Annotated in this window: 17 protein-coding genes and 1 tRNA gene; 14 read left to right on the forward strand and 4 right to left on the reverse strand. The window is 38.6% G+C overall.

All coding sequences use genetic code 11. The features are described from left to right. Positions 1–247 precede the first annotated feature (247 nt). Positions 248–2,323 carry a FlgD immunoglobulin-like domain containing protein gene (locus ACT6XC_RS02370; protein ID WP_443740664.1) on the forward strand — a complete coding sequence of 692 codons (2,076 nt, stop codon included), beginning with the start codon at positions 248–250 and terminating at the stop codon, positions 2,321–2,323. A gap of 37 nt (positions 2,324–2,360) precedes the next feature. Here the strand turns inward: ACT6XC_RS02370 and mutL are convergent, their stop codons facing one another. Genes mutL through xseA form a run of 3 tightly spaced genes read right to left on the reverse strand, consistent with a single transcriptional unit; the run spans position 2,361 to position 5,826 of the window. Further along, positions 2,361–4,310, reverse strand: coding sequence for a DNA mismatch repair endonuclease MutL (mutL, locus tag ACT6XC_RS02375; protein WP_443740665.1), 1,950 nt, complete (start codon positions 4,308–4,310; stop codon positions 2,361–2,363). Position 4,311: 1 nt separating this feature from the next. Continuing rightward, entirely contained in the window at positions 4,312–4,605 is a 294-nt protein-coding gene (xseB, locus tag ACT6XC_RS02380) for an exodeoxyribonuclease VII small subunit (RefSeq protein ID WP_443737511.1), read from the reverse strand. Between the two features lie 18 nt (positions 4,606–4,623). Next, a complete protein-coding gene (gene xseA / locus ACT6XC_RS02385) occupies positions 4,624–5,826 on the reverse strand; it encodes an exodeoxyribonuclease VII large subunit (protein ID WP_443740666.1) in 1,203 nt (400 codons plus the stop codon). Positions 5,827–5,889: 63 nt separating this feature from the next. Between xseA and ACT6XC_RS02390 the strand changes: the two genes are divergently transcribed. From ACT6XC_RS02390 to ACT6XC_RS02435, 10 genes are all read left to right on the forward strand, one after another. Beyond that, positions 5,890–7,470 carry a spiro-SPASM protein gene (locus ACT6XC_RS02390; protein ID WP_443740667.1) on the forward strand — a complete coding sequence of 527 codons (1,581 nt, stop codon included), beginning with the start codon at positions 5,890–5,892 and terminating at the stop codon, positions 7,468–7,470. After that, complete coding sequence (locus tag ACT6XC_RS02395; protein ID WP_443740668.1) at positions 7,445–8,404, forward strand: hypothetical protein; 960 nt, start codon at positions 7,445–7,447, stop codon at positions 8,402–8,404. The genes ACT6XC_RS02390 and ACT6XC_RS02395 overlap by 26 nt, the downstream gene beginning before the upstream one ends. Beyond that, positions 8,401–10,881, forward strand: a complete 2,481-nt coding sequence (locus tag ACT6XC_RS02400; protein ID WP_443740669.1) for a cytidylyltransferase domain-containing protein — start codon at positions 8,401–8,403, stop codon at positions 10,879–10,881. The genes ACT6XC_RS02395 and ACT6XC_RS02400 overlap by 4 nt, the downstream gene beginning before the upstream one ends. A gap of 40 nt (positions 10,882–10,921) precedes the next feature. Then, a complete protein-coding gene (locus ACT6XC_RS02405) occupies positions 10,922–12,541 on the forward strand; it encodes an ATP-grasp domain-containing protein (RefSeq protein ID WP_443740670.1) in 1,620 nt (539 codons plus the stop codon). Positions 12,542–12,619: 78 nt separating this feature from the next. After that, positions 12,620–13,582 (forward strand): N-acetylmuramoyl-L-alanine amidase, encoded by a 963-nt coding sequence (locus tag ACT6XC_RS02410; protein WP_443737517.1) that lies wholly within the window; start codon positions 12,620–12,622, stop codon positions 13,580–13,582. Next, positions 13,579–14,073 (forward strand): GerMN domain-containing protein, encoded by a 495-nt coding sequence (locus tag ACT6XC_RS02415; protein WP_443737518.1) that lies wholly within the window; start codon positions 13,579–13,581, stop codon positions 14,071–14,073. Before ACT6XC_RS02410 ends, ACT6XC_RS02415 begins: the two co-directional genes overlap by 4 nt. Before the next feature lie 69 nt (positions 14,074–14,142). Further along, positions 14,143–15,258, forward strand: a complete 1,116-nt coding sequence (locus ACT6XC_RS02420; RefSeq protein ID WP_443737519.1) for a flagellar filament outer layer protein FlaA — start codon at positions 14,143–14,145, stop codon at positions 15,256–15,258. A 130-nt stretch (positions 15,259–15,388) separates the two neighbouring features. Then, positions 15,389–16,648, forward strand: coding sequence for a (p)ppGpp synthetase (locus ACT6XC_RS02425; RefSeq protein WP_443740671.1), 1,260 nt, complete (start codon positions 15,389–15,391; stop codon positions 16,646–16,648). 126 nt (positions 16,649–16,774) lie between these two features. Continuing rightward, a tRNA-Glu gene (locus ACT6XC_RS02430) sits at positions 16,775–16,846 on the forward strand. A 68-nt stretch (positions 16,847–16,914) separates the two neighbouring features. Then, positions 16,915–19,368: a helicase C-terminal domain-containing protein gene (locus ACT6XC_RS02435; protein WP_443740672.1), complete on the forward strand. Its 2,454-nt coding sequence runs from the start codon at positions 16,915–16,917 to the stop codon at positions 19,366–19,368. 92 nt (positions 19,369–19,460) lie between these two features. Here the strand turns inward: ACT6XC_RS02435 and ACT6XC_RS02440 are convergent, their stop codons facing one another. Further along, entirely contained in the window at positions 19,461–19,637 is a 177-nt protein-coding gene (locus ACT6XC_RS02440) for a hypothetical protein (protein ID WP_143592590.1), read from the reverse strand. Between the two features lie 206 nt (positions 19,638–19,843). On the opposite strand from ACT6XC_RS02440, the gene rpsT reads away from it, so the two are divergent. The 3 genes from rpsT (at position 19,844) to lnt (ending at position 22,009) form a co-directional block, all read left to right on the forward strand. After that, positions 19,844–20,128 carry a 30S ribosomal protein S20 gene (rpsT, locus tag ACT6XC_RS02445; protein ID WP_443737522.1) on the forward strand — a complete coding sequence of 95 codons (285 nt, stop codon included), beginning with the start codon at positions 19,844–19,846 and terminating at the stop codon, positions 20,126–20,128. Positions 20,129–20,221: 93 nt separating this feature from the next. Beyond that, positions 20,222–20,545, forward strand: coding sequence for an HU family DNA-binding protein (locus tag ACT6XC_RS02450; RefSeq protein ID WP_443737523.1), 324 nt, complete (start codon positions 20,222–20,224; stop codon positions 20,543–20,545). A gap of 15 nt (positions 20,546–20,560) precedes the next feature. After that, on the forward strand, positions 20,561–22,009 hold the full coding sequence (gene lnt / locus ACT6XC_RS02455; protein WP_443740673.1) for an apolipoprotein N-acyltransferase: 1,449 nt from the start codon (positions 20,561–20,563) through the stop codon (positions 22,007–22,009). Positions 22,010–22,012 lie beyond the last annotated feature (3 nt).

Here is a 22,012-nt window from a genome sequence, read left to right on the forward strand (position 1 = left end):
TTGTTTTTTCTAAAAGAACAGAATAAACTTTTGGCGTGGATATGTCAAACTTGAAAAACCGCAGTACAAAAATACTTACGCCGGATGCGGAGGGCGCAAGTTGCCGAAGGCAATGAAGCGAAAGCGGAACCCAAAGCAGCCGGTTTTTGAGTTTTTTGCAGTGCTGAGAAAAAAATGGGCTTTTAAAGTTTATTGGCGTCCGTCTTAACCTCTTAATTTATAGAAAATTTAAGCCGATATTGTGGATATGAAAAAAATTTTTTGTTTGATTTTGATTTGTTTTTGTCCTCTTTTTCTTTTTTCCCAGGCGAAGAAAAATCTTGCTGCAAAAAAAAATGCGGCTTCCAAAAATACGAAGGAAACTGCTAAAAAAGAAGAAATTGTTACGGTTTTTAATGAGGACTATGAAACTGGCGAAAAACTTTTTGGATTGAACAAGCCTGCGGAAGCGATTCCGTATTTTGAAAAATGTGTTGAACTTGAAAATATAAATCCGAAGGTGTGGATTCATTTGGGAGTTGCGTATTATCAAACTGGAGATTTTACCCGTTCTCTTGCATGCTGTACCCGCGGTCTGACAAAGGAAAATACTGATCATAAAATTCTTGCCTATAATGCTGGAAATTCTGCATATGCGCTGACAAACTATGCAAGGGCGGACGCTTGTTATGCGATTGCAATTCGCGAAGATGAAAATTTTGGGCCTGCATATTTAAATAGGGCGAATGCGCAGTTGAAGCAGGATCATTTGCAGGATGCAAAACAAAATTACGAAAAATATCTTGAACTTGAGCCGAAATCTAGCCAAAGACCGGAGATTGAAAGGCTGATTTCTCTTCTCGATGAAGAAATTGTAAGGCGTGCAAAGGAAAAACCTGAGCTTATCGACCTTGATTTTGCAAATGTAAAAAATGATGAGGTTATTGTTGAGCAGAAAGAAAAGGTGAATTACGAACTGCCAAAAGAAAAAGTCGAAGATGATGAAAAAGACGAAGAACTTGTTCGTTTTGAAATTGTAAAGGCGCCTCCACTTCCGCAAAAAGAAAATGAGCTTGTCGAAAACGAAACAGAAGCGGAAGAACCGTTGAAAGTTGTGCCGGAAGATGAACCTGTTGAAATTGCGTTTGGCGCGGAAGAGCCCGTTGTGGAAGCGGTTGAAAAGAGCGTTGCGACGGCTCCAGTTCTTGTTCCGGAAAAGGCGGATGTTGAAAAAATGGAAGAAGCCGTTGCTGTTCAAGACGAAAAAAAGGAATTATTTGGTCAGGAAAATCTTGCTGACGCACTTTACAGTCTTCCTGCCGGTGTTGTAACTCTAAAGGCTTTAAATGCAAGTTTTTCTCCTAACAGTCCTAATTCAAGACAGCAGAAGCAGATTTTTAATATTAGCGCGACCGACAAAAATAAAATCGAAACTTATGTCCTTGAAATTACAGATGAATACGGAAATACCGTAAAAACTATAAAAGGCAAAAAACTTCCTGACAGAATTGAATGGGACGGAAAAACGGATTCTGGCCGGTTAGCCGACGGAAGGTTTTCTGCAAAAATTTCTGTTAATTACAGAAATAATGGAAGCGTAGACGCGGAAGGAAATTCGTTCAGTTGTTTTAGCAATGTTCCTCAGATTACCCTTATTCCTGAAAGCGACAGTTTTTCTCCAGATGGCGATGGAATTGATGATAAGCTCAGCTTTAAAGTTTCGTCTGAAAGTGAAGCGCTTGTAAAAGACTGGAAATTTGAAGTTAAGATGAATAACCGCACAATTTACTCGAAGAGTGGAACTGGAACTCCGCCTGAGAGAATCGAATGGGACGGAAAAACTAGTTCGGGCGAAACTGTAAAAGACGGAAACAGTTTGAGTTACAAAATATCTGTGACGGACGCCCTTGGAGTTTCTGCCCAAGACAGCGGAAAAGTTGAAATTACAAAGAGCAAAAAAGATCCTGTTGTTGCTAAAAGCGTTGAAATAAGCGAAAACCCTGACGGCACTGTAAATATTGCAATTCCGACACTGTCTTTTAAAATCAACAGTTCGGAACTTGTAAATACTGAACAGAATTCACAGACTCTCAAAAAAGTTTACGATATTTTGGTTGATGAAAAATACGAAGACTACAGGGTAACTATTACCGGCTATGTAAATCCTGATGGGGAAGAATGGACGACAGAAGAGCAGGTTCTCGCCCTTAACCGTGCAAAATCTGTCGAAAACAGGCTTAAAGGTCTTGGCGTTCCCGAAAACAGAATGGAAGCTAGATGTGGAGAAGGAAAATCTACCAATAAAGAATACAACCGCCGCGTTGAGTTTAAGTTAAGAAAATAAAAAATTGAACGGGCGATGGTTTTATTGTCGTATAAAACTATCTCGTTCTTCTTACTCTAGCAAAAAGTTGTTCTTTTGTGAGCGTTGTCCAAACTGGGCGTCCGTGAGGGCAGTGCGGATCTGGAAGTTTTAGAGCCTGTTTTGCAAGTTCTTCGGCTGCGGCCCTGTCCAAAACATATCCGTCTTTGACTGCGGCCTTGCAAGCTGTCATTGCAGCGACAGAATAGATTATGTCTTCTGGTTTTACGAGTTTGTCGAGAAGTGCGCTCTGAAGATCATTTTGTGTGCCTTTCCATCTTGCTGGAACTTCCGAAAATTCAAAAATTCCTTCGCCTGCGTTTTTTCCTGTAAAACCTGCATTTTTTAGGAATGGAAGTGCAGTTTCAAGGTATTTTTCTTCGGACTCGTCTTCTGTCGTTATTTTGTAAGGAATTAAAAGTGCCTGTGTTTCTGTTTTTCCTGAAAGAAGCTTGTTAAAAATTATCCGTTCGTGAGCCGCATGCTGGTCGATAAAATAAATTGTGTCCTGAACTTGAGCTATGAGAAAGCAGTTGAGAACGGTTCCTATGTAGCAAAAACCGTCAGAATCTGGATTTGTAAACTGCGGAAATTCTGTTTTTTCGTAAAGCTTTGAGCCAGAGTTTTCGGAAATATGGTTATTTTTGTAAGATTGCTTTTCGTAAAGCGTTTTTTGCACGTTTTGAGTGCTGTCGTAATTAAAAAATCTTGAACGAAGGTCGTCACCTGGTTTTTGAGAACTGGTTGAAATTGCAGATTTTTCGTTTTTTTCTTGAATTTTTGAATTTTCTGAAAGAGCGAGGGCTGCAAGCGATGAGAAAAATTGTGCTTCGGAATTGTCATTCGTTTTTGACTGGTTTTCCGAAACTTTTAATGAAGAAGAATTTTCTTCAAAATCGAATCCAGGAACATTGTTTTGTTCTTCGTTGTCCTTGTCTTCAAAAATCTGGGAGTTTTTGATTCCGTATGAGCGGAAATATTCTTTTACGGTTGAACTTATTCCGTGGTGAAGTGAGGAACTGTCTCTAAATCTAACCTCTTTTTTTGCTGGATGAATGTTAAAGTCCACTGTCGAAGGATCAACTTCCGCAAAAAGCGCCGCCACTGGATGTGTTCCGTTTGGAAAAAATCCCTGGCATCCGTATTCAATCGCCTGCAAAAGCGAAAATTCCTGAACGCGTCTCCCGTTTATATAGATAAAAATTTGTCTGCGGTCACTTCTGTAAACCGTTGGTTCTCCGATTACGAGTTTGAATTTCCATTCGGTTCCGCCACAAGCCTTTAATTCTGCAAAAAAGTCGGTTGATTCGTTTAATTCAAGGGCAGAAACAAATCTTTCTGTCAAAGTAACGTCTTTTGGTAAGTCAAGCCTTAGTGAATTGTCTGTCGTAAGGCGGAAAGCAATGTCTGGGCGCGGAAGTGCTTTTTCGACAAAAGTTTCGCGGCACAGCATGTTTTCGGATGCAGGTCGTTTTAAAAATCTTCTGCGAGCAGGATAATTTTCAAAAAGACCCTCGCTCATGACTATTGTTCCTGCTCCGTTTTGTACAAGAGGAATTTGTTCGAGAAGGTGGTCTTCTAAAATGCTTGCTTTCATTCTCCAGTTTCCAGAAGAAATTGAAAGCCTGCTTACTGCGGCAATCGAAGCCAAAGCCTCTCCTCTAAAACCGAGAGTCGTTATGTTGTTTAAGTCGGCAGTGTCTACGATTTTGCTTGTTGCGTGCGGACGGGCACAGGCTGATAAATCTTCTTTTGTCATGCCCGAACCATTGTCAGAAATCCTTATTTTTTCAATCCCGCCACCAGAAATTTCTACGGAAATTGAATCTGCCCCGCTATCCACGGCATTGTCCATGAGTTCGCGGACTATGGCATTTGGACGGTCGATTACTTCTCCTGCGGCGATTTTTCTTGCAACGTCGGCGCTCAACTGTCTTACAGCTCTGTGCATTTTTTTGTCCTGTGGCATTTTACTGCCTTAATCCCTGTACTGGCGCTCCTGCCGTACCGTTTTCTGCATCAGCGGCCGAAAATAGATCCATTTGTGGCGGAATTTCTGTTCCTGCTGGATTTTTCTCTGCTTTTACAGGCTGGTTAGTCAAAATCTGGATTTTTCCTTCGATTTTGTCGAGGGCGGTTTCGAGGGATTTTGCAAGTTTTATTCCTTCCTCAAAATCTTTAAGCGCATCTTCTAGCGAAATATCCGTGCGTTTTATGTCGTTTGTGAGTGATTCAAGTTTTGCAAGGTTTTCTTCAAAAGTCATTTTTCTTTCTCCATATTTTTAGTCTACAGTTGCAAGAATTTTTCCTTCTGCCGGGTAGACTTCGATTTTTTCTCCGTTTTTTACGTCGTTTTGACTGCGCACAATTTTTCCGTCTGCGGTTTTTACCATTGAATATCCTCTGGCAAGAATCGTTTTTGGGCTCGCTCCTTCCAGAATTTGAACTGATTCACGTAAAAACTGCCGGAATTTTTTGATTTTTTCGTCAAAATTTGTTTGCAGCGCGTTTTTTGCATTTTCAAGCCGCATAAGGTAAGGCTGTTCAATCGTCCTGAACCGCATTTCCATCGAATCCGGGTTGAACGACTTTATCAAAAGCTTCATTTTTTCGACTTTTGCATTTATCAGGCTCAGCATTTCGTTTTGATAGCCATTTAAATCGTTTTTTATGTCAATCAGCTGGGGAACTGCAATTTCTGCCGCAGCCGAAGGTGTTGGAGCGCGACAGTCGGCGGCATAATCGCAAAGTGCCCAGTCAATTTCGTGTCCGACAGCGCTTATTACAGGAATTTCGCTTTCGGCAACTGCACGAACCACAGATTCTTCGCTAAAAGGAAGAAGATCTTCTATTGAGCCGCCACCACGACCGACAATTAGTGTGTCTACCATTTTAAAATCGTTCGCAGCTTGAATTTGCCGTACAATCGAAGGCGCTGCGTCGTTTCCTTGAACAACCGCCGGAAAAATAATCACTTCTACAGCTGGATTTCTGCGTTTTGTAATCTGTAAAATATCTCTAAGGGCAGCTCCTGTCGGACTTGTCACAACGCCGATTTTTTTGGAAAAAAACGGAATTCTTTTTTTTCTGTCGGAATTAAAAAGACCTTCTGCCGCCAGACGCATTTTTCGTTCTTCAAGAATTTGCAGTATATTTCCTTCTCCTGCAATTTCCATTTTAGAAATAATAATCTGGTAATTTCCTCTCGGAGCGTAAACAGAAATTGAACCTGTACAGCGGACTTTTATTCCGTCTTTTGGCACAAATTTCAAGGCAGAGGCTTTTCCACGGAACATAACTGCGCTTATTTGAGAATTTTCGTCTTTTAATGTAAAATACAGATGTCCGCTTGAATTTGGTCTGTAACCAGAAATTTCTCCTTCAAGGCTTATGTTTACAAAAGAAGATTCTAGCAATTCCTTGATAACCGAAGTTAAACTGGTTACTGAAAAAACTGTATCTGATGGAAAAAGTTGCGTTGTCATAATTTTTTTCCAATTTTATACAATCAGTTTATCTTGTTCAATCGAAAAACCGATAAATATAAAATGAAAAAACTTGTAATTCTTTTTGCCGGAGAAAAACCAGGCTTTAGATATGAAAAAAAATTCGATTCTCTCTGTGCCTTTGAAAAAACTCTTGAATGGGCTTTTTCTGTTGAAGATTCAATAAAAACCGTAATTTTTACAAATAAAGAGAATTTTCTGTTAATGAGCAAATGCCTTCCTCAAAAAAAAGATATTCTGCTTGTTCAGCACGAAAACTGGACGAATGCACTTGTCGCAAAGGAAATTGCCTCTCAGTGTGCGCAAAATTCCGCCGATTTTGCAATTTTTGCCTGGGCGGATTCTCCGTTTTTAAATAAAGAGCTTACAGACGAGCTCACATCTTCCCATGTTCAGTACAAGGCTGAATATACTTTTGCAGATGGTTTTGCAAGTGGTTTTGCCCCGGAACTTATAGACAGGGGAGCGGCTTCGATAATTGCAAGTCTTGCAGAAAATTTGCAAAAATCAATTGGACAAAAACCTGCTTCCCGCGATGCGCTTTTTTCTATTATGAGTTCGGATATAAATTCTTTTGAAATAGAAACTATTATTTCAGATAAAGATTACCGGATGTTGCGTTATAACTTTGAATGTTCTTCAAAATCAGGTTTTGTTTCTTGTGTCCGTCTTTTTGAAGAAGCGAAAAAGCAAAAAAAAGATTTTTTGACGCCGGATTTCAATGTTTACGAAATTTCTGATTTGGCAGAAAAAATGTCAGAAATCCAGCAGACCTTGCCTGCTTATTACAGTATTCAGATTTCAAATTCTTATAATACGAAAAGCCTTTACTGTCCTTACGAAAAACTTTTTTCTGACAAAAAAATGCCTTTTATGCAATTAGATGAATTTAAAATTCTCGTAAAAAAAATCGCAGATTTTTCAGCTCAGGCAACAGTCGGACTTTCGCTTTTTGGAGAACCTACTTTAAATCCTGATTTTGTTGATTTTGCGCTTGAGGTTTTAAAATATCCTGAATTAAAGCTTTTTATCGAAACTGACGGACTTTGTTTTTCTGAAGAACAGGCGAAAAAAATTGCAGAAGCTTCCAAAAATTCCTGCCGAGTCGACTTTGCGGTTCAGTTTGACAGCGTTGATGAAAAAATGTACGAAAAAATGAATGGAATTTCAGGCTCAAATTTTCAAAAAGCCTTAAAAACCGTTGCAATGCTTTCTCAAATTTTCCCGTCGCACGTTTATCCGCAGTTTACAAGAATGAATGCAAACGAAGAGCAGCTTGAAAGTTTTTATCGTTTTTGGAAAGAAAAAACTTCTCCTTCTGGCGGACAATTTGTGATTTTAAAATACGACAGCTATGCAGGACTTTTGAGCGATGAAAAACCTGCCGACCTTTCTCCGCTTGAACGGAATGTTTGCTGGCATTTGAGGCGCGATATGAATATTCTTTCAGACGGAAGCGTTCCTTTGTGCAGGTCAAGAATTTCGGAAATTGCCGGAAATGCAATCGAAGAGCCTTTTGAAAAAATTTGGGATTCAGTTCAAAAAGAAGTTTTGAACCACATGAATAAAAATTATTGCGAAAAATGCCAGGTCTGCGATGAATACTATACCTTTAATTTTTAACGAACGACAGATAAACCGTGCTGTGCTTGGAGGAAAAGATTCTCCTTCGGAAATAAAACTTTCAGTCGGACTTTTGCTTTTAAATGGAAAAGGAAGCCAGTTTCGTTCTGCCATTCTGGAAAAACTGATAAAAATGGGTTTTGAGCAGATTGTTTCGGTCGAAAAAAATCACGAAAATTACAATATAAATGAACTTTCGCGAAAATTTCCGTCAGTAAAATTTGTAATTCCTTTGGAAAAAGTAAACGAAGGCGAGCTTATAAATATCGGAATGTCGGAATTTTCGTGCGACAATGTTTTGGTTTTTCGCGACAATTTAAAAATCGAAGGCGAATTGATTTCTCCGCGCGTCCTTGAACGAATCGAAGAATTAAAGGTTTTATGCACAAGTCCACGGCTCACCTGCGGTTCGATTACGAATTTTCCGTTGATTTTTTCACCGACTGTAAGAGGTTCAATTTTTGATGTCTTTGCCTCGTCTTCAATTTCTGACGGCTTAAAAACTCTTTATCCGCTTGATAACATCGGTATCTACAATCGAAAAAAATTTATTGAGCTCGGTGGTTTTGATTATACAATTAATTCCCTGCATTGGCAGACTCTGGACTTTTTTATGCGAGCATGGCTTTGGGGCGAAAAAGTTTTAATTTCAACTTTGTACAGTTTTTCTTATGAAGATGATTTTCCTGTTGAAAATTTGACTGCGAACCTGTCTTACGGACGATTTTTCTTAAAAAATCTGCTTCCGCGATTTGACGAAGACCACGGAGTTATTCCAAAATCTTCATTTTTTGTATATCTTTTAAGGTCAGGATGCGGTTTAATTGAATCATGCAGACAGTTTTGCGATGCCCGGAAGTGGGTTTCTAAAAACAAATACCGTTTTAAAATCGATGCAAAATATCTTGTAGAAAACTGGGGGAAAATAAAATGACGATTCTTGTTGTTCAATGCAGGCTTTCTTCCACCCGTCTTCCGGGAAAGGCTTTGTTGCCACTCGGAAATTCAACTGTTCTTGACTGGACTCTTGCTGCTATGAAAAAAGTTCCAGCGGATGAATACTATCTTGCGACAGACAGTGAAAGTTGCGGACAGCTTGCTCCTGTTGCAAAACGTAATGGCTTTAATGTTTTTGAAGGTCCCCTTGAAGATGTTCTTGAGCGTTTTTGTCTTTTAATAAAAAAAACTAAGGCTGATACAGTAATTCGCGCTACTGCGGACAATCCGTTTCTTTTTTATGACTGTGCAATTTCCCTCCTTGAACAGTACAACCGCCGTTCTCAGACTGGAAAATGCGACTACATAACTTATACAGAACTTCCTCATGGAAGCGGAGTTGAAATTTTTAATGCAGAATCGCTTTTAAAAGCCGCATCTTTGACAGAAGAGCCGTATGATCACGAACACGTCGGTCCAGCTCTCTATAATCATCCTGAAAATTTTACGAGTGTAATGCTCAGTTCACCTTCTCAGTGGAACAGACCTTCTTTAAGAACGACAATCGATACTCCTGCGGATTATCGACGCGCTTGTACGGTTGTAAGAAACCTCGGCGGAAACGGGCCTTATACAAGCGAAGAAATTATCCGTGCTTTTGAAGATGATTCTATAAAATTCCCTGTTTTGTGCGTTCCTTGTGTAAAAAAGGGAAAGGGAACAGGTCATTTGCGCCGCTGTCTTGCAATTGCCACTTCAATCGGTGCAAATGTTTATATTCCGGATGATGCTGACCTTGAAGAAAAAGACGAAGTAATCGAAGCTGCAAAAAAAGATGGTTTTTCAGAAAGCCAGATAGTCAATTTGCTTCCAGAAAAAGATGAATACAGCCTGATTGTAACCGACGCCTTTGTCTTAGATCGGGAATTTGCGTTAAAACTTTCAACGCTTGCTCCTTTTGCTGCAATTGACGAAGGTTCTTTGAATACGGATTTGTGCGATTATCTTCTAGACATAATTCCTTCTTATGGACTTCAGCGTCCTGCAAATATTGCAGATTCGTCATACATAACTCTTCCTAAAAATAAACGCACGGAAAAACTTAAGAATACCGAAGATATAAAATCAATTCTCGTTACTGTCGGCGGTGAAGATCCTGCAGATTTAGTTGTTCCTGCTTCTATTTCTTATGCAAAACTCGGTTATAAAGTTACGGCCATTGTTCAAAATCCCGAAGTTTCTGAAAAACGTGTTGAACCTGAAATTTTAGGCAAAATCACTTTTATAAAACCTGTGCACAATTTACGCGAGCAACTTTTTAATTACGATGTTGTCGTAACTCATTACGGCTTTACTGCTTTTGAAGCGGTCGCCGCAGGGTGTGCAGTTGTTCTTCTTGGAACAACTCCGCTTCACGTAAATCTTGCCCGAAAATACGGATTTAAGTGTCTTTCGGTACAGAATATAAACGAAGTTGGCGCAGAATTTTCACTTTCTGATGTAAATGAGCTTTATCCTGCAGGTCATTTTGCCCGGCTTTCTCCAGAAAAAAACGATTTGGGAAAATTTGTCAGAATGCTTTCAAAGGGAAGAAGGCTTTTCTGTCCGATTTGTACGACTGATCATCCGACTTTTGAAGATCTGATTATCTGCCGGACAAACAAACGCACTTTCCGCCGCTGTAACACTTGCGGAATGCTTTATATGTCTTATACGGCAGATCCAGAAAACACTTCTTACAACGAAAAGTATTTTTTTGAAAGTTACAAAAAACAATACGGAAAAACTTATCTTGAAGATTTTGAATCAATCAAAAGTCAGTGCGTAAGGCGAACTGGAGTAATTGACTATATTTTCCGGAATTCTCATAAACTTATTACTCCTGCGGTCCTTGACGTAGGATGTGCTTTTGGTCCGTTTATGGATGCTGCAAACGATGCTGGCTGGCAAGTTTTTGGAACAGACATTTCTGCCGAAGCCGTAAGTTATGTTCAGGAAAAACTCCATTATCCTGCAACCTGCGCTGCTTTTCCAGCTTTTGATCCTGCGGCTGAGTTTGGGATAAATGAATTTGACGCCGTTACGATGTGGTATGTAATCGAGCATTTTCAAAATCTGGACAGCGTTCTAAAGTCTGTTTCAAAAATATTGAAAAAAGGCGGAGTTTTTGCATTTAGCACACCTTCTGCTGGAGGAGTTTCTGGAAGGTTTAACACTCATTCGTTTTTCCAAAACAGTCCAGCAGATCACTATTCGCTTTGGGAACCGAACCGGGTTTCTTCGATTTTGAAAAAATACGGATTTAAAATCGAAAAAATCTTGAGCACAGGTCATCACCCAGAACGATTTCCTAATCTTGCCGGTTCAAAACCAAACAGCCTCAAATGGGCTTTTTACACGGCTGCAAGCCACTTTTTTGGACTTGGTGATACTTTTGAAGTTTATTGCCGGAAAGAACGCGATATTCAGCAGTAAAATCTAAAAAAAAACGAATTCAAAAAGGAAAATTTTAAAAATGAACGAAAAAGCAGTAATCATACTTGGCGCAGGACTTATGCAAAAACCTGCAATCTGTGCTGCAAAGGAACTTGGTTTTAAGACAGTTGTTGCCGACGGAAATCCTGACGCAGTCTGTTCAAAAATGGCAGATATTTTTGAGCCTGTCGATTTAAAAGACAAGGACGGGTTGGTTCATCTTGCCGAAAAAATCAAAGAAAAAGGAATGATTATTGCTGGTGTTTTTACGGCTGGCACTGATTTTTCGGCAAATACAGCTTACGTTGCAGAGCATTTTGGACTTTCGGGGCACAGGTATGAGTCTTGTCTGAACGCATCAAATAAAATCAGAATGCGAGAATGTTTTAAGAAAAATGGGGTTCCGAGTCCAGAATTTGAAGAAGTTGATGAGAAACGTCTGGAAGAACTTTTAATTCTTGCAAAAAATAACAAAATCTCTTTTCCGAAAGTTATAAAACCTGTCGACAATATGGGAGGCCGTGGTTGCAGACTTGTTCGCTCAGAAGAAGAATTAAAACCTGCGGTTTCCTGCGCAATAAATAACAGTCGCACAAAAAAAGCGATTTTTGAAGATTATATGGAAGGTGCAGAATTCAGCATTGACGCGCTCATTTACAATGGGACTTTTACGGTTACAGGTTTTGCCGACAGACACATCTATTATCCGCCGTATTTTATCGAAACTGGACATACAATGCCTTCTGTGGCAGATTCAAAAATTAAGAATGAACTTATTGCAACCTTTGCTCTTGGCGCAAAAGCCCTCGGTTTAACTCAGGGGGTTGCAAAAGCAGACATAAAATATACAAAAAACGGTCCAATGATTGGAGAAATTGCAGCGCGTCTTTCTGGGGGCTACATGAGTGGATGGACTTTTCCTCTTTCTTCTGGCTGTTTTCTTACAAAAGAAGCGTTAAAAATATCTGTTGGAATGGAACCAGATTATATTTTAGGAAATCGAAAAAAAATCGAATGGGATCCGCATCCGTCTGTAAAAAACAGTGTTCAGCCTTTTGAGCTTTATGAGCTTGAGTCAAAAAATGTGAGCGCAGAGAGAGCATGGCTTAGTATTCCTGGAAAAATAGCAGAAATCCGTGGATTAAAAGAAGCTTCGGAAGTTTGCGGGGTAGAGGAAGTTCTTCCACGGGCAAAAAAAGGTGATGAGGTGGATTTTCCTCGTAACAATGTAGAAAAATGCGGAAATATAATCACTAAGGCTTCTAGCAGAAAAACTGCCGAAAAAGCAGTTTATGACGCTTTGAACAAAATCACTCTGATTCTTGAAACAAACAATAAAAAAACCGAAGATTTTCTTGAAAAAGTTGAACTGGCGGACGAAAAAGGTTTTCCACCATCGGCCTTTGATGTTGAGCTTGACTGGTCAAAAATCTGCAATATTCCTGCAAATGCAAAAATAGCGGATTTTGTTCCAGCAGAAATAAAAAACGTTCAAAATCAGATTTGCGACTGGAATCACAGCACATTTGCGCAGATTGTCGAAAAATTTGATTCAATTTTCCCAGATCACGAAGAGCTTGACGGAAAAAAATTCTGGAAGTCGGCTTTGCGGGGGTCAATTCAGGGAATGTTGTATACGGCAAAAAACAATAGACGGTAAAAAAAAGTGAATAAAAAGCATAATTTTTTTTCAATTTTGTTCTTTATATTTTTAATTCCTCTTTCTGCTCAAAAAAAAATGCTTAATCTTCTTGAAGAAAGCTCAAAATCAGGAATTACAGTTTACTGGGACAGCCTTTCTGAAAGCGGAATTCTCGAAAAAAATGGACATCAGGTTTCTTTTAGAAAAGGAGACGGCTTTATTCTCGAAGATTACAAAAAACTTGTGCTTGTAGACAGCCCAGAAGTAAAGGACGGCGCAGTTTTTGTAAGCCAGAATTTTTTGAATGAAGCGGAGAGTCTTTTTAAGACAGAAAATTCTCAAAATGGATTTAAAATCGGTGCGATTCTGATTGATCCCGGACACGGCGGAAAAGATCCAGGAGCGCAGTATACTCACACTGTCAACGGAAAAAAAATCACTGTAACAGAAAAAGATATAAATCTTTCTGTCGGAAAAATGCTTTATTCGCGCTTAAAAGCTGCATATCCTGACAAAAACATTCAGCTTACGCGTTCAAAAGACGTTTTTCTTTCGCTTTCGCAGCGTACCGAAATTGCAAACGCAATAAAACTTAAGGAGAAGGAAGCGATTCTTTATGTTTCTGTTCACGTAAATGCTTCGCTCGACAAAAAAGCCTCAGGTTTTGAAGTCTGGTATCTTTCTCCAGGTTACAGGCGCACTGTTCTCGAAAAAGGCAGTATCGAAGACAATGATTTATATACTGTTATGAATTCGATGATGGAAGAAGAATACACGACGGAAAGTATTTTGATTGCAAAATTCATAATGGACGGAATGCAGGCTCAGGTCGGAAATCTTTCTTCTGCACGCGGAATCAAGGCTGAAGAGTGGTTTGTTGTCCGAAATTCAAATATGCCGGCAGTTCTTGTTGAACTCGGCTTTCTTACGAACCAGAAAGAAGGACTTCTCTTAAAGGATGAATCTTACTTGCAGAAGCTTTCTCTTGGAATATATAATGGATTATCCGCTTTTGTAACGCATTTTGAGCGTTCAAGAGGATTTACAGGTTCAAAATGATGAAAAAAATTTCTTCACTTTTAAAAAATAACCGGAAAGTTCAGCTCTTTTTTGTTCTTCTTGTTGTTTTTATTGTTTCTCTTTGTTTTTATTTGTTTAATTTCCGGGGCTTTCGGTATTCGTTTCGGTATAATATTGCTGGAAGTCAAAAACTTGTTTACGAAAACAGAAATGTTCCAGACGTAGAAGGCAGTTCAAAGCTTACTCTTTATGTTGAAGAGCTTCTTGCTGGGCCTGTGTCGCAACGTGCGCGGCCGTTTTTTCCGCTAGGCACACGCGTGATTTTTTGTTTTTTGCGTGAAGGAACACTGTTCTTAAACCTCTCAGAACAGGCAATCATGGATTTTTCGCCAGAGGTAAATTTGCAAAATAGTTATGAACTTTTACAAATGAATGTAAAGGCTAATTTTCCATCAGTAAAGAAAATAGAACTCTTTATTGACGGAAAATCCGTCTTTTTGGACGATAAAATCCAAACGAAAAACAATTGACAAAAGCAATTGGTTATAGAATAATTATTGAATAACAAGGCTACATCAATCGAATATAAGGAGCTTCGAATGAAGAAAACTTTCGTTTTATCCGTTGCAGGAATGATGCTTTTGGGTGCATCTGTATTTGCAAAGGAATCAACACTTATCGATTTCACAACTCTTGACGCTGATATTACTATCAAAGCTCAGGATAGCGATGTTGAAATCCCTGAAAACAGCCGCACAATTATGGATTATGGCGTTGCAGCTGGTGCAACTTTTGACCAGGATCAGAGAGATCTTATGAAGACTTCTTTGTACCTTGGAGATTGGGAAATCGTTCTCAACAGTTCGGCTCAGACCGTAGGTGCTCTCGCTAACTCTCAGGTTGTACCTGCACCTGTTCGTGAAAGTGCAAAAGTACCATTTGCTGGAAAAAATGTAATGGGTGTACGCATCGTATTCCCATCTGGAGCATATAATGCAAATGCAAAAATTGTTCCTCCATTCGATATTCCTGCTTATGAACCACTTTCAACAGCAGATGCAAATGGCAACCGTCAGCCACAGACAGACGAAGAAAAAGCTTCTGGACGTACGTTGTTCGAAGCTGATAGCGATGATTCTCCAGCTTACGGTGTTGTAAAAAATGTTGGAACAATCAAGTCAATTGCCGTTACAACATTGGGTATGAATTTCCCACACGGTCTTTACGTTCTCCTTGGAGATACAGACGGTGTAACTCGCCGCTACTTCATGGGATATCTTGGATTTGACGGTTGGAAAACTCTTACCTGGAACAACCCAGACTATATTTCTGAAGTACGTACTCGCGAAATTCGCATTTATCCAATCTATCCACGCGGACTTCCATTTGTTAAGTTTGCTGGATTCCAGGTTACACGCGATGCTTCTCACGTAGGCGATGATTTCATCGGTTACTTCAAAGATGTAAAAATTATCTACGACAAAGCAGAGCTTACTTCTGAACGCGACATTGCTGACGAAGATCTCTGGGGTATCGTAACAAAGAAAGAATCTGCTCGCCAGAATTTTGAAATGAGCCGTTTTGGTAACAAGCAGGTTAACCGCTACCTCGAAAAGTCTAAGATGGCAACAGAAGCTTCATTCTCATCTTCACTTGATGAAAATTCTACTTCTAATGCACAGTCTAATGGTGGTCAGGCAGCAGATGCTAAATAAGTTTTCTAAATAGGGAAACTTCTGGAAACCGTCCGAGTTTTTCGGGCGGTTTTTTTTTGCTTTTTTCCGTCTTTTTTTGCTCAAAAAATCTTAATTTGCTTTTTTTTATTTTCAATGTTAAATTCTATTAATGAGTAAAATTACTTTTTCAATTCCGCATAAAGACGAAATAAAAAAAATCTACGAGTCTTACAATCCAGTTCTTTTAGAAATAATGCAAAAAATTGAAGCAAAACTCAAAAAAACGATAAAACTTGCTTCAATGCCAACTTATAAATCAAGAATAAAATCTTTTAATTCATATTACAGGAAAATTTTACGTCTTAAGGCTGACGAATTTTCTTCCCGGGGAAAACTTGTCGAGCTGACCGATATGATTGGCATAAGGATTATTTGTGCTTTTATAGAAGATTTACATGAAGTTGAGCAACAGGTTCGCAAAAATTTTACGGTTAAAGAAGTTGAATATAAAGGTAGTGGTGACAACTTTAGGGAATTTGGATATGAGTCGATTCATGTTTTGATTTCAATTCCAGCTGATTGTATGCCAGATTCTAATTCTGAAAAAGTTCCTGACGGGCTTGTGTGTGAAATTCAAATAAGAACGATTTTGCAGGATGCCTGGGCGGAAGTTGAGCACGAGCTTATTTATAAGACAGAATTTTCTCCGTTTGATATGCCTTTAAGAAGAAAACTTGCTTCGATAAATGCAAGTTTAAGTCTTGCAGATACGATTTTTCAGGAAATTCGCGATTATCAAAAAAAACTTCAGCTTGAAACATCTGAACGCCGGGAATCTTTTTATGAAAAAGTTGACGAAACTACTGGAGAATTCTCTGAAGAAGAAAAATCTAAGTTAAAAAGCGACACTAAAGAAATTGGAAAAGCCAGTCAGTTTGTCAGGGGAACGATTGATGATATGTTGCTTGACGCTATACATGCTCATAACAACGGCGAGATGCAGAAGGCAATTGTAATTTACACGCAAATTCTTGATTCAAAGCCTGTTCCGGCTGACATTGTCCTTTCTGTAGTTTTTAAGCATCGTGGAATGGCTTATTTTGCTTCTAATGATTATAAAAATGCGCTAAGAGATTTTGAGTCAAGTGTAAAATATGACGAAAATGGTTTCCGCTCTTATTACTACATTGGAATTGTCTATACAGTTCTTTTAAAATACGAAAAAGCAATAGAAGCCTTTTCTAAATCTCTAGATATAAATGAATTTCAATCTCATGCACGTTACAGGCGGGCTGTTGCCTATTCAAAAATTGGAGAAGACGAAAAAGCTTTGGAAGACCTATCTGCAGCAGAAGCTATGGGACTGGAACTTGCAGACGAAAAACTTTTAAAAGAAAAACTTCTTAAAAAGCTCGGTATTGGTATGTAAAATTTGTTGAAAAAAAATAAACAAAAAGTTATAAAAATTTTTAAAAAAATACGTTTGAGATATTGACGTAATTTTTATGATTTGCTATTATCTAATAGTCAGCTGCGTTGCAGATGATACGAATAAGTCTCCTTCGTCTAGTGGTTAGGACATCGGGTTTTCATCCCGACAACAGCAGTTCAATTCTGCTAGGAGATGTAAAAAACCTTGTAACAAAAAGTTGCAAGGTTTTTTTTTGCGCTTTTGTTTTTTTTAGGGGTGGTGTGATGGAAATTAACAGACGGTTTTCGGATAATGCAAGAACGGAAATGCGCACCCAGATAAAAAACGCTTCCGGGAATGAAGTTTTTTTTTCAGGCTTGATAAACGAAAGTGGAGTTGTGGTTTCTGTCAGTGTCGGTGCCAGGGGCTCTTTGAATTCTGTTCCGATAAATTTTTCGCAAAAAAGAAACTGTTCTGTTCTTATTCATAATCATCCTTCTGGAAATCTCCATCCTTCTGACGCGGATCTTATGGTTGCTTCGGATTGCTCTGAAAATGCCCAGGGGTTTTATATAATAAACAACGAAGTTTCTGAAGTTTATGTTGTAATGGAGCCAGTTCTTCCACGTGTGGTAAAAAAACTGGATTCTGAAAAAGTTGCCTTTTATCTTTCAAAAAACGGTCCTCTTGCTCAAAAATCAGTGGATTATGAGGAGCGTCCTGTCCAGCTTGAACTTGTAAAAAAAATTGTAAGTGCACTAAACGACAATAAAATTGGCATTTTTGAAGCAGGGACTGGAGTTGGAAAATCTTTTTCTTATCTTATTCCCTCGATGCTCTGGGCTGTTGAAAACAAAGAAAGAGTAGTTGTTTCAACTGGAACTATAAATCTTCAGCAGCAATTGATTGAAAAAGATATTCCTGTGGCAGAAAAAATTGTCGGAAAAAAAATCAAGGCAGTTCTTGTAAAAGGCAGACAGAATTACTTGTGTTTGCGCCGGCTTGATGAGACTGGAAAAGAACGTGATTTATTCAATGAAGAGCAGGAGATCTTTGATAAAATTTTTGAATGGTCAAAAAATACACCGACTGGAAGCCGAAGCGACCTTTCTTTTATGCCTTCGGAAAATATCTGGCAGAAGGTAAGCTCGGAGGCGGACGCCTGTATTGGTATTAAATGTCCATTTCGGGAAAAATGTTTTGTAATGAAGGTTCGCAAAGAGGCTACCGATGCGAATATTCTTGTCGTAAATCATCATATTTTATTTGCGGATATTGAATCCCGGCTTGAAGGAGCTGGTTTTGAGGATACGGCTGTTTTGCCGCCTTATAAGCGCATTGTTTTTGACGAGGCTCATGGAATCGAAGATGCGGCAACTTCTTTTTTTAGCAATCAGATAAACCGTTTTAAAATCCAAAAACAACTTAATCTTTTGTACAGATCGAGGAGAGGTACTGTCGCTGGCTTTTTATTCACTCTTCTTTCTCTTTCTTTTTCTGAAGAGAATGCAGACTCACTGATTGAAGGTGTAAATCAGATAAAAGTCGCCTTGAATGGGCTTGAGGATGCTGGGCTTGCGCTTTTGGAGCACGAATACACTTTGAGACTTTTTAAAAATACTCAGACTCAGTTTGTGAATGTCCTTCATTCAATGTCTGTTTTGCAAAAGCATATTGCGGATTTTACAGGAAATGTCCGCAAGCTTTTTGACTGTATTCCAGAAGAAGCGAAAGATAGTCCTGTTTTATACGAAACAAAAAGTGTTTTGAGAAGACTTGAAGATTCCGCTATTGTTCTCGGTAGTTTTTTGTCATGGAGCGAACATCCAGATTTTGTCTATTGGATTCAAAAGTCAAAACTCAGTTCGGCAGTTGCAAAAAATGTTGAAAATCCCTATTACGTTCAATTTATTCAAACTCCGCTTGATATTTCTCAGACGATGAATAAAGGCGTTTTTGAGCCGATGGATAGTGTTATCTGTACTTCTGCCACGCTGAGCATAGGAAAATCTTTTAATTACTGGAAAAAGCACGCAGGTGTTTTTTTTGCCGAAGAAGAACGTATTTTAGAAGGAAAGTTTCCATCGCCTTTTCCTTATAAAACTAATGTGCTGTTTGCAGTTGTGAGAGATGCTCCTTTTCCGGAAAATGCCTTTGAATATCAGCGTTATATCGAAGATTCGATTGTCCGTTTGATTCGTGCGGCTGGCGGAAAGACTTTGGTTTTATTTACTTCTTACGAGTCCTTAAAGCATGCCTGCGACATAGCCCGTAATGCGCTCAGACTTTCGGGAATAAAAATTTTAAGGCAGGGAGATGATGACAGGTTCCGGCTTTTGAAAATTTTTAGAGAAGATAAAACAAGTGTTCTTTTTGCAACGGATTCGTTTTGGGAAGGGGTTGATGTTCCTGGCGACAGTTTATCTCAGGTAATTATTGCAAAATTGCCGTTCGGTGTCCCTAACAATCCTGTTTTTGCAGCAAGGTCAGAAATGATACAGCAGAGGGGCGGAAGTTCTTTTATGGAACTGTCTGTTCCAGATGCCGTTATAAAATTTAGGCAGGGTTTTGGACGGTTGATGCGAAGAAATTCTGACAAAGGCGCAATCGTTGTTTTGGATAAAAGAATTGTAGAAAAACAGTATGGAAGAATCTTTACTTCGAGTGTTCCTGAGACAAAAAAAATGTATGACACTGTAGAAAATATAGCGCAGGCTGTTGCGGCCCTTATTGATTAGTTTGTTCGACTTGCAATGTGTTTTAGAACAAAAAAAATCCCGCACAACCGTGTACTTTGGCGTGCGGGATTTATATGGTCGTTATAAGGAATTTATTTTCTAAAATCTTTAGGACGACGTTTTGTGAGTTTGCATTTTGAACACTCAGCTACGTTGCGGAGTCTTCCGTTTTCGTACAAAGTCTTCATTACGATTTCGCCACCACATTCAGGGCATTCAAATTTCTGTGTTGCAACTGTTGTACGAGAGTTCTTACTAGCACCAGCCATGACTATCCTCCAAAAAATATTCGAATATGTTCGAATACTATAATAAATTAGATAGTCTGTGTCAAGATTCAAAAAAGCATATAGTGAAAAAACTTTAAGATAAAACTCTAATTTGATATAATGATATGAATTACCGAAAAATCCATATTGACTATAAATCGTTCGTTTGTTAATATTTATAAAGTTTTTATTTGGGGGTGCCTCCTTTGGCTGGAAAAAAATCATCTGCAGAAAAAAGATATGCACAGAGCGAAGTTCGTCGCTTGCACAACAAAGCAATTAAAAGTGAAGTTCGCACTTACGCAAGACAGTTTGTAGAAGCTGTTCAGGCTAAAGACGAAAAGCTTGCTAAGGAAAGACTTACAACTTTAGTATCTAAGCTTGACTCTGCACGCAGTAAGGGTGTTCTTACACGCAATGCTGTTTCTCGCAAAAAGTCACGCATGGCGAAACTTTTTAACGTTTCATTTGCTGAAGTTGCTGCGAAATAATTTGGCTTTCTCTATGCCTAAAAACCTGATGTCGTAAAGTTTACTCTTAGCGTCATCAGGAATTTTTTTCTGAAAGTGTTGTGAGGTAAATAAATGTCTGCTAAAAAAGTAACAAAATATGATTTAGTTGAATCTGTTTACCAAAAAACGCAATGCGAAAAAAAAATCGTCCAGGATGTTGTAGAACAGCTTTTGGATGAGTTAAAAAATGCCTTAAAAGATGGCAATACAATTGAACTTCGTGGTTTTGGAACTTTTGAACCTCGTTTGAGAAAAGGTCGTTCAAAAGCCCGCAATCCAAAAACAGGAGAGCAGCTTACCGTTGCGCCTCATTTTGTGGCTGCTTTTAGGGCTGGGCAGGAACTGAAAAAATCCCTTTGGGATCTTCCTGTTTCTGAAACTTCGGCTGCTGAGTAAAAAGGAAGATGAGCCTTGGTTCAGGTAGTCGCTTCTGTTCTTTTATCAGCTTTCTTAAAATTCCTTTCACATCCTAATTTTATTTTTAAAAACGGGCTTTTTTTATTGGCCTGGTTTTATTATGTTCCTTTTTTGTTTATAGTTCCAAAACTCAGTCTGAAAAAATCTGCTTTTGCAGGTTTTGCCTATGGTTTTGTCAGTTATTTTCTTTTTTGTTTTTGGCTTATCCGTTACGATGTGCTTTCGGCTTTAGGTGTCTATGCCCTTTTTGGAGTTTATTGGGCTGTAATTTTTGCTCTTTTGCAAATTTTTTCAAAAACGCGGAAATATGCTTTCATATTTAATATTCTGATTCTTTTTTTTGCGGAATTTTTTTTTACAAAAGGGTATTTTGCCTTTGGATACGGAGTTTCTGCTTATACGCAGTGGAAAATTTCTGTTTTAACGAGGGCTGTCCGTTACACTAAAATTTGGGGACTGGATTTTTTAATTATTTTCTTTAACTGTATTGTTGTTGCGAATATTTCTTATGTTTTAAAATACAGACGTTTTAATTTTGTGCAGACTGGCGGAATGCTGTTTTTTACAGTTCTTTTTATTCAGCATATTTTTATAGGCTTTTTTGTTGAGAAAACAGAGCCTTCTTCAACTTTAAAGACGGTTTTAATTCAAAATAATGCAGATCCAAGAAAAGATGGAATTGAACAGTATAAAAAAGAAATTGAAAGCTTAAAGTGGCTTACAGATAAGGCTCTTATGCAGTATCCTGACACTCAGATTGTCGTCTGGCCGGAAACCAGCGTCGTTGTTGATGTGGTTTCTGCTTTTGATAAAAAATTGCGTTTTGGACGCGAAAATGAGCGTTCCGAGATAGCTGTCGACCTTTTTGATTACATCAATTCAAAAAAATGCGACTTTATTCTTGGAACGAGTTTTAAAAACTATAACAGCGCTCTTTTGTTTTCTCCAATAAAGCCAATTGTTAATTCAAGACAGACAGTGCTTCCAAATTGGCAGGTCTACAAAAAAAATCATCTTGTGCCTTTTTCTGAAGATTTTCCGTTAAAAGGATTTTTTCCGGAATATTACCAACAGAGCGTAATAAGCGGTCGTTATTGGCTTGAAGGTGAAAAAATGAAGCTGTTAAAATTTAAGGAAATTTTAATCGGAACTCCAATCTGCTTTGAAGATACTTTTTCTGAAGTTGGCGAAAAAATGGCAAAAATGGGAGCGGATCTTTTTATCAGCCTTTCAAATGATTCTTGGAGTTATAGCAAGTCTTGCCAGATGCAGCATCTTGCGGCCGCAAGTTTTTGTTCAATGGAAAATGGAATTCCGATGATTCGTTCTGCGAATAGCGGTCAAACCTGCTATATAGACGGTTTTGGAAGAGTAAGGGAAATGATAAAGCCTTTTTCTGAAAATTTTCTGTATTGCGAAGTTGAAATAAATAAGGTAAAATAACTG

The organism is Treponema berlinense (assembly GCF_052273165.1).
GTDB classification, from domain to species: Bacteria; Spirochaetota; Spirochaetia; order Treponematales; family Treponemataceae; genus Treponema_D; species Treponema_D berlinense_A.

Excerpts from the sequence above, each read along its gene's own strand:
- ACT6XC_RS02370 (WP_443740664.1), top strand. The coding sequence starts at position 248 with ATGAAAAAAATTTTTTGTTTGATTTTGATTTGTTTTTGTCCTCTTTTT.
- mutL (WP_443740665.1), bottom strand. The coding sequence starts at position 4,310 with ATGCCACAGGACAAAAAAATGCACAGAGCTGTAAGACAGTTGAGCGCC.
- xseB (WP_443737511.1), bottom strand. The coding sequence starts at position 4,605 with ATGACTTTTGAAGAAAACCTTGCAAAACTTGAATCACTCACAAACGAC.
- xseA (WP_443740666.1), bottom strand. The coding sequence starts at position 5,826 with ATGACAACGCAACTTTTTCCATCAGATACAGTTTTTTCAGTAACCAGT.
- ACT6XC_RS02390 (WP_443740667.1), top strand. The coding sequence starts at position 5,890 with ATGAAAAAACTTGTAATTCTTTTTGCCGGAGAAAAACCAGGCTTTAGA.
- ACT6XC_RS02395 (WP_443740668.1), top strand. The coding sequence starts at position 7,445 with ATGAATACTATACCTTTAATTTTTAACGAACGACAGATAAACCGTGCT.
- ACT6XC_RS02400 (WP_443740669.1), top strand. The coding sequence starts at position 8,401 with ATGACGATTCTTGTTGTTCAATGCAGGCTTTCTTCCACCCGTCTTCCG.
- ACT6XC_RS02405 (WP_443740670.1), top strand. The coding sequence starts at position 10,922 with ATGAACGAAAAAGCAGTAATCATACTTGGCGCAGGACTTATGCAAAAA.
- ACT6XC_RS02410 (WP_443737517.1), top strand. The coding sequence starts at position 12,620 with ATGCTTAATCTTCTTGAAGAAAGCTCAAAATCAGGAATTACAGTTTAC.
- ACT6XC_RS02415 (WP_443737518.1), top strand. The coding sequence starts at position 13,579 with ATGATGAAAAAAATTTCTTCACTTTTAAAAAATAACCGGAAAGTTCAG.
- ACT6XC_RS02420 (WP_443737519.1), top strand. The coding sequence starts at position 14,143 with ATGAAGAAAACTTTCGTTTTATCCGTTGCAGGAATGATGCTTTTGGGT.
- ACT6XC_RS02425 (WP_443740671.1), top strand. The coding sequence starts at position 15,389 with ATGAGTAAAATTACTTTTTCAATTCCGCATAAAGACGAAATAAAAAAA.
- ACT6XC_RS02435 (WP_443740672.1), top strand. The coding sequence starts at position 16,915 with ATGGAAATTAACAGACGGTTTTCGGATAATGCAAGAACGGAAATGCGC.
- ACT6XC_RS02440 (WP_143592590.1), bottom strand. The coding sequence starts at position 19,637 with ATGGCTGGTGCTAGTAAGAACTCTCGTACAACAGTTGCAACACAGAAA.
- ACT6XC_RS02450 (WP_443737523.1), top strand. The coding sequence starts at position 20,222 with ATGTCTGCTAAAAAAGTAACAAAATATGATTTAGTTGAATCTGTTTAC.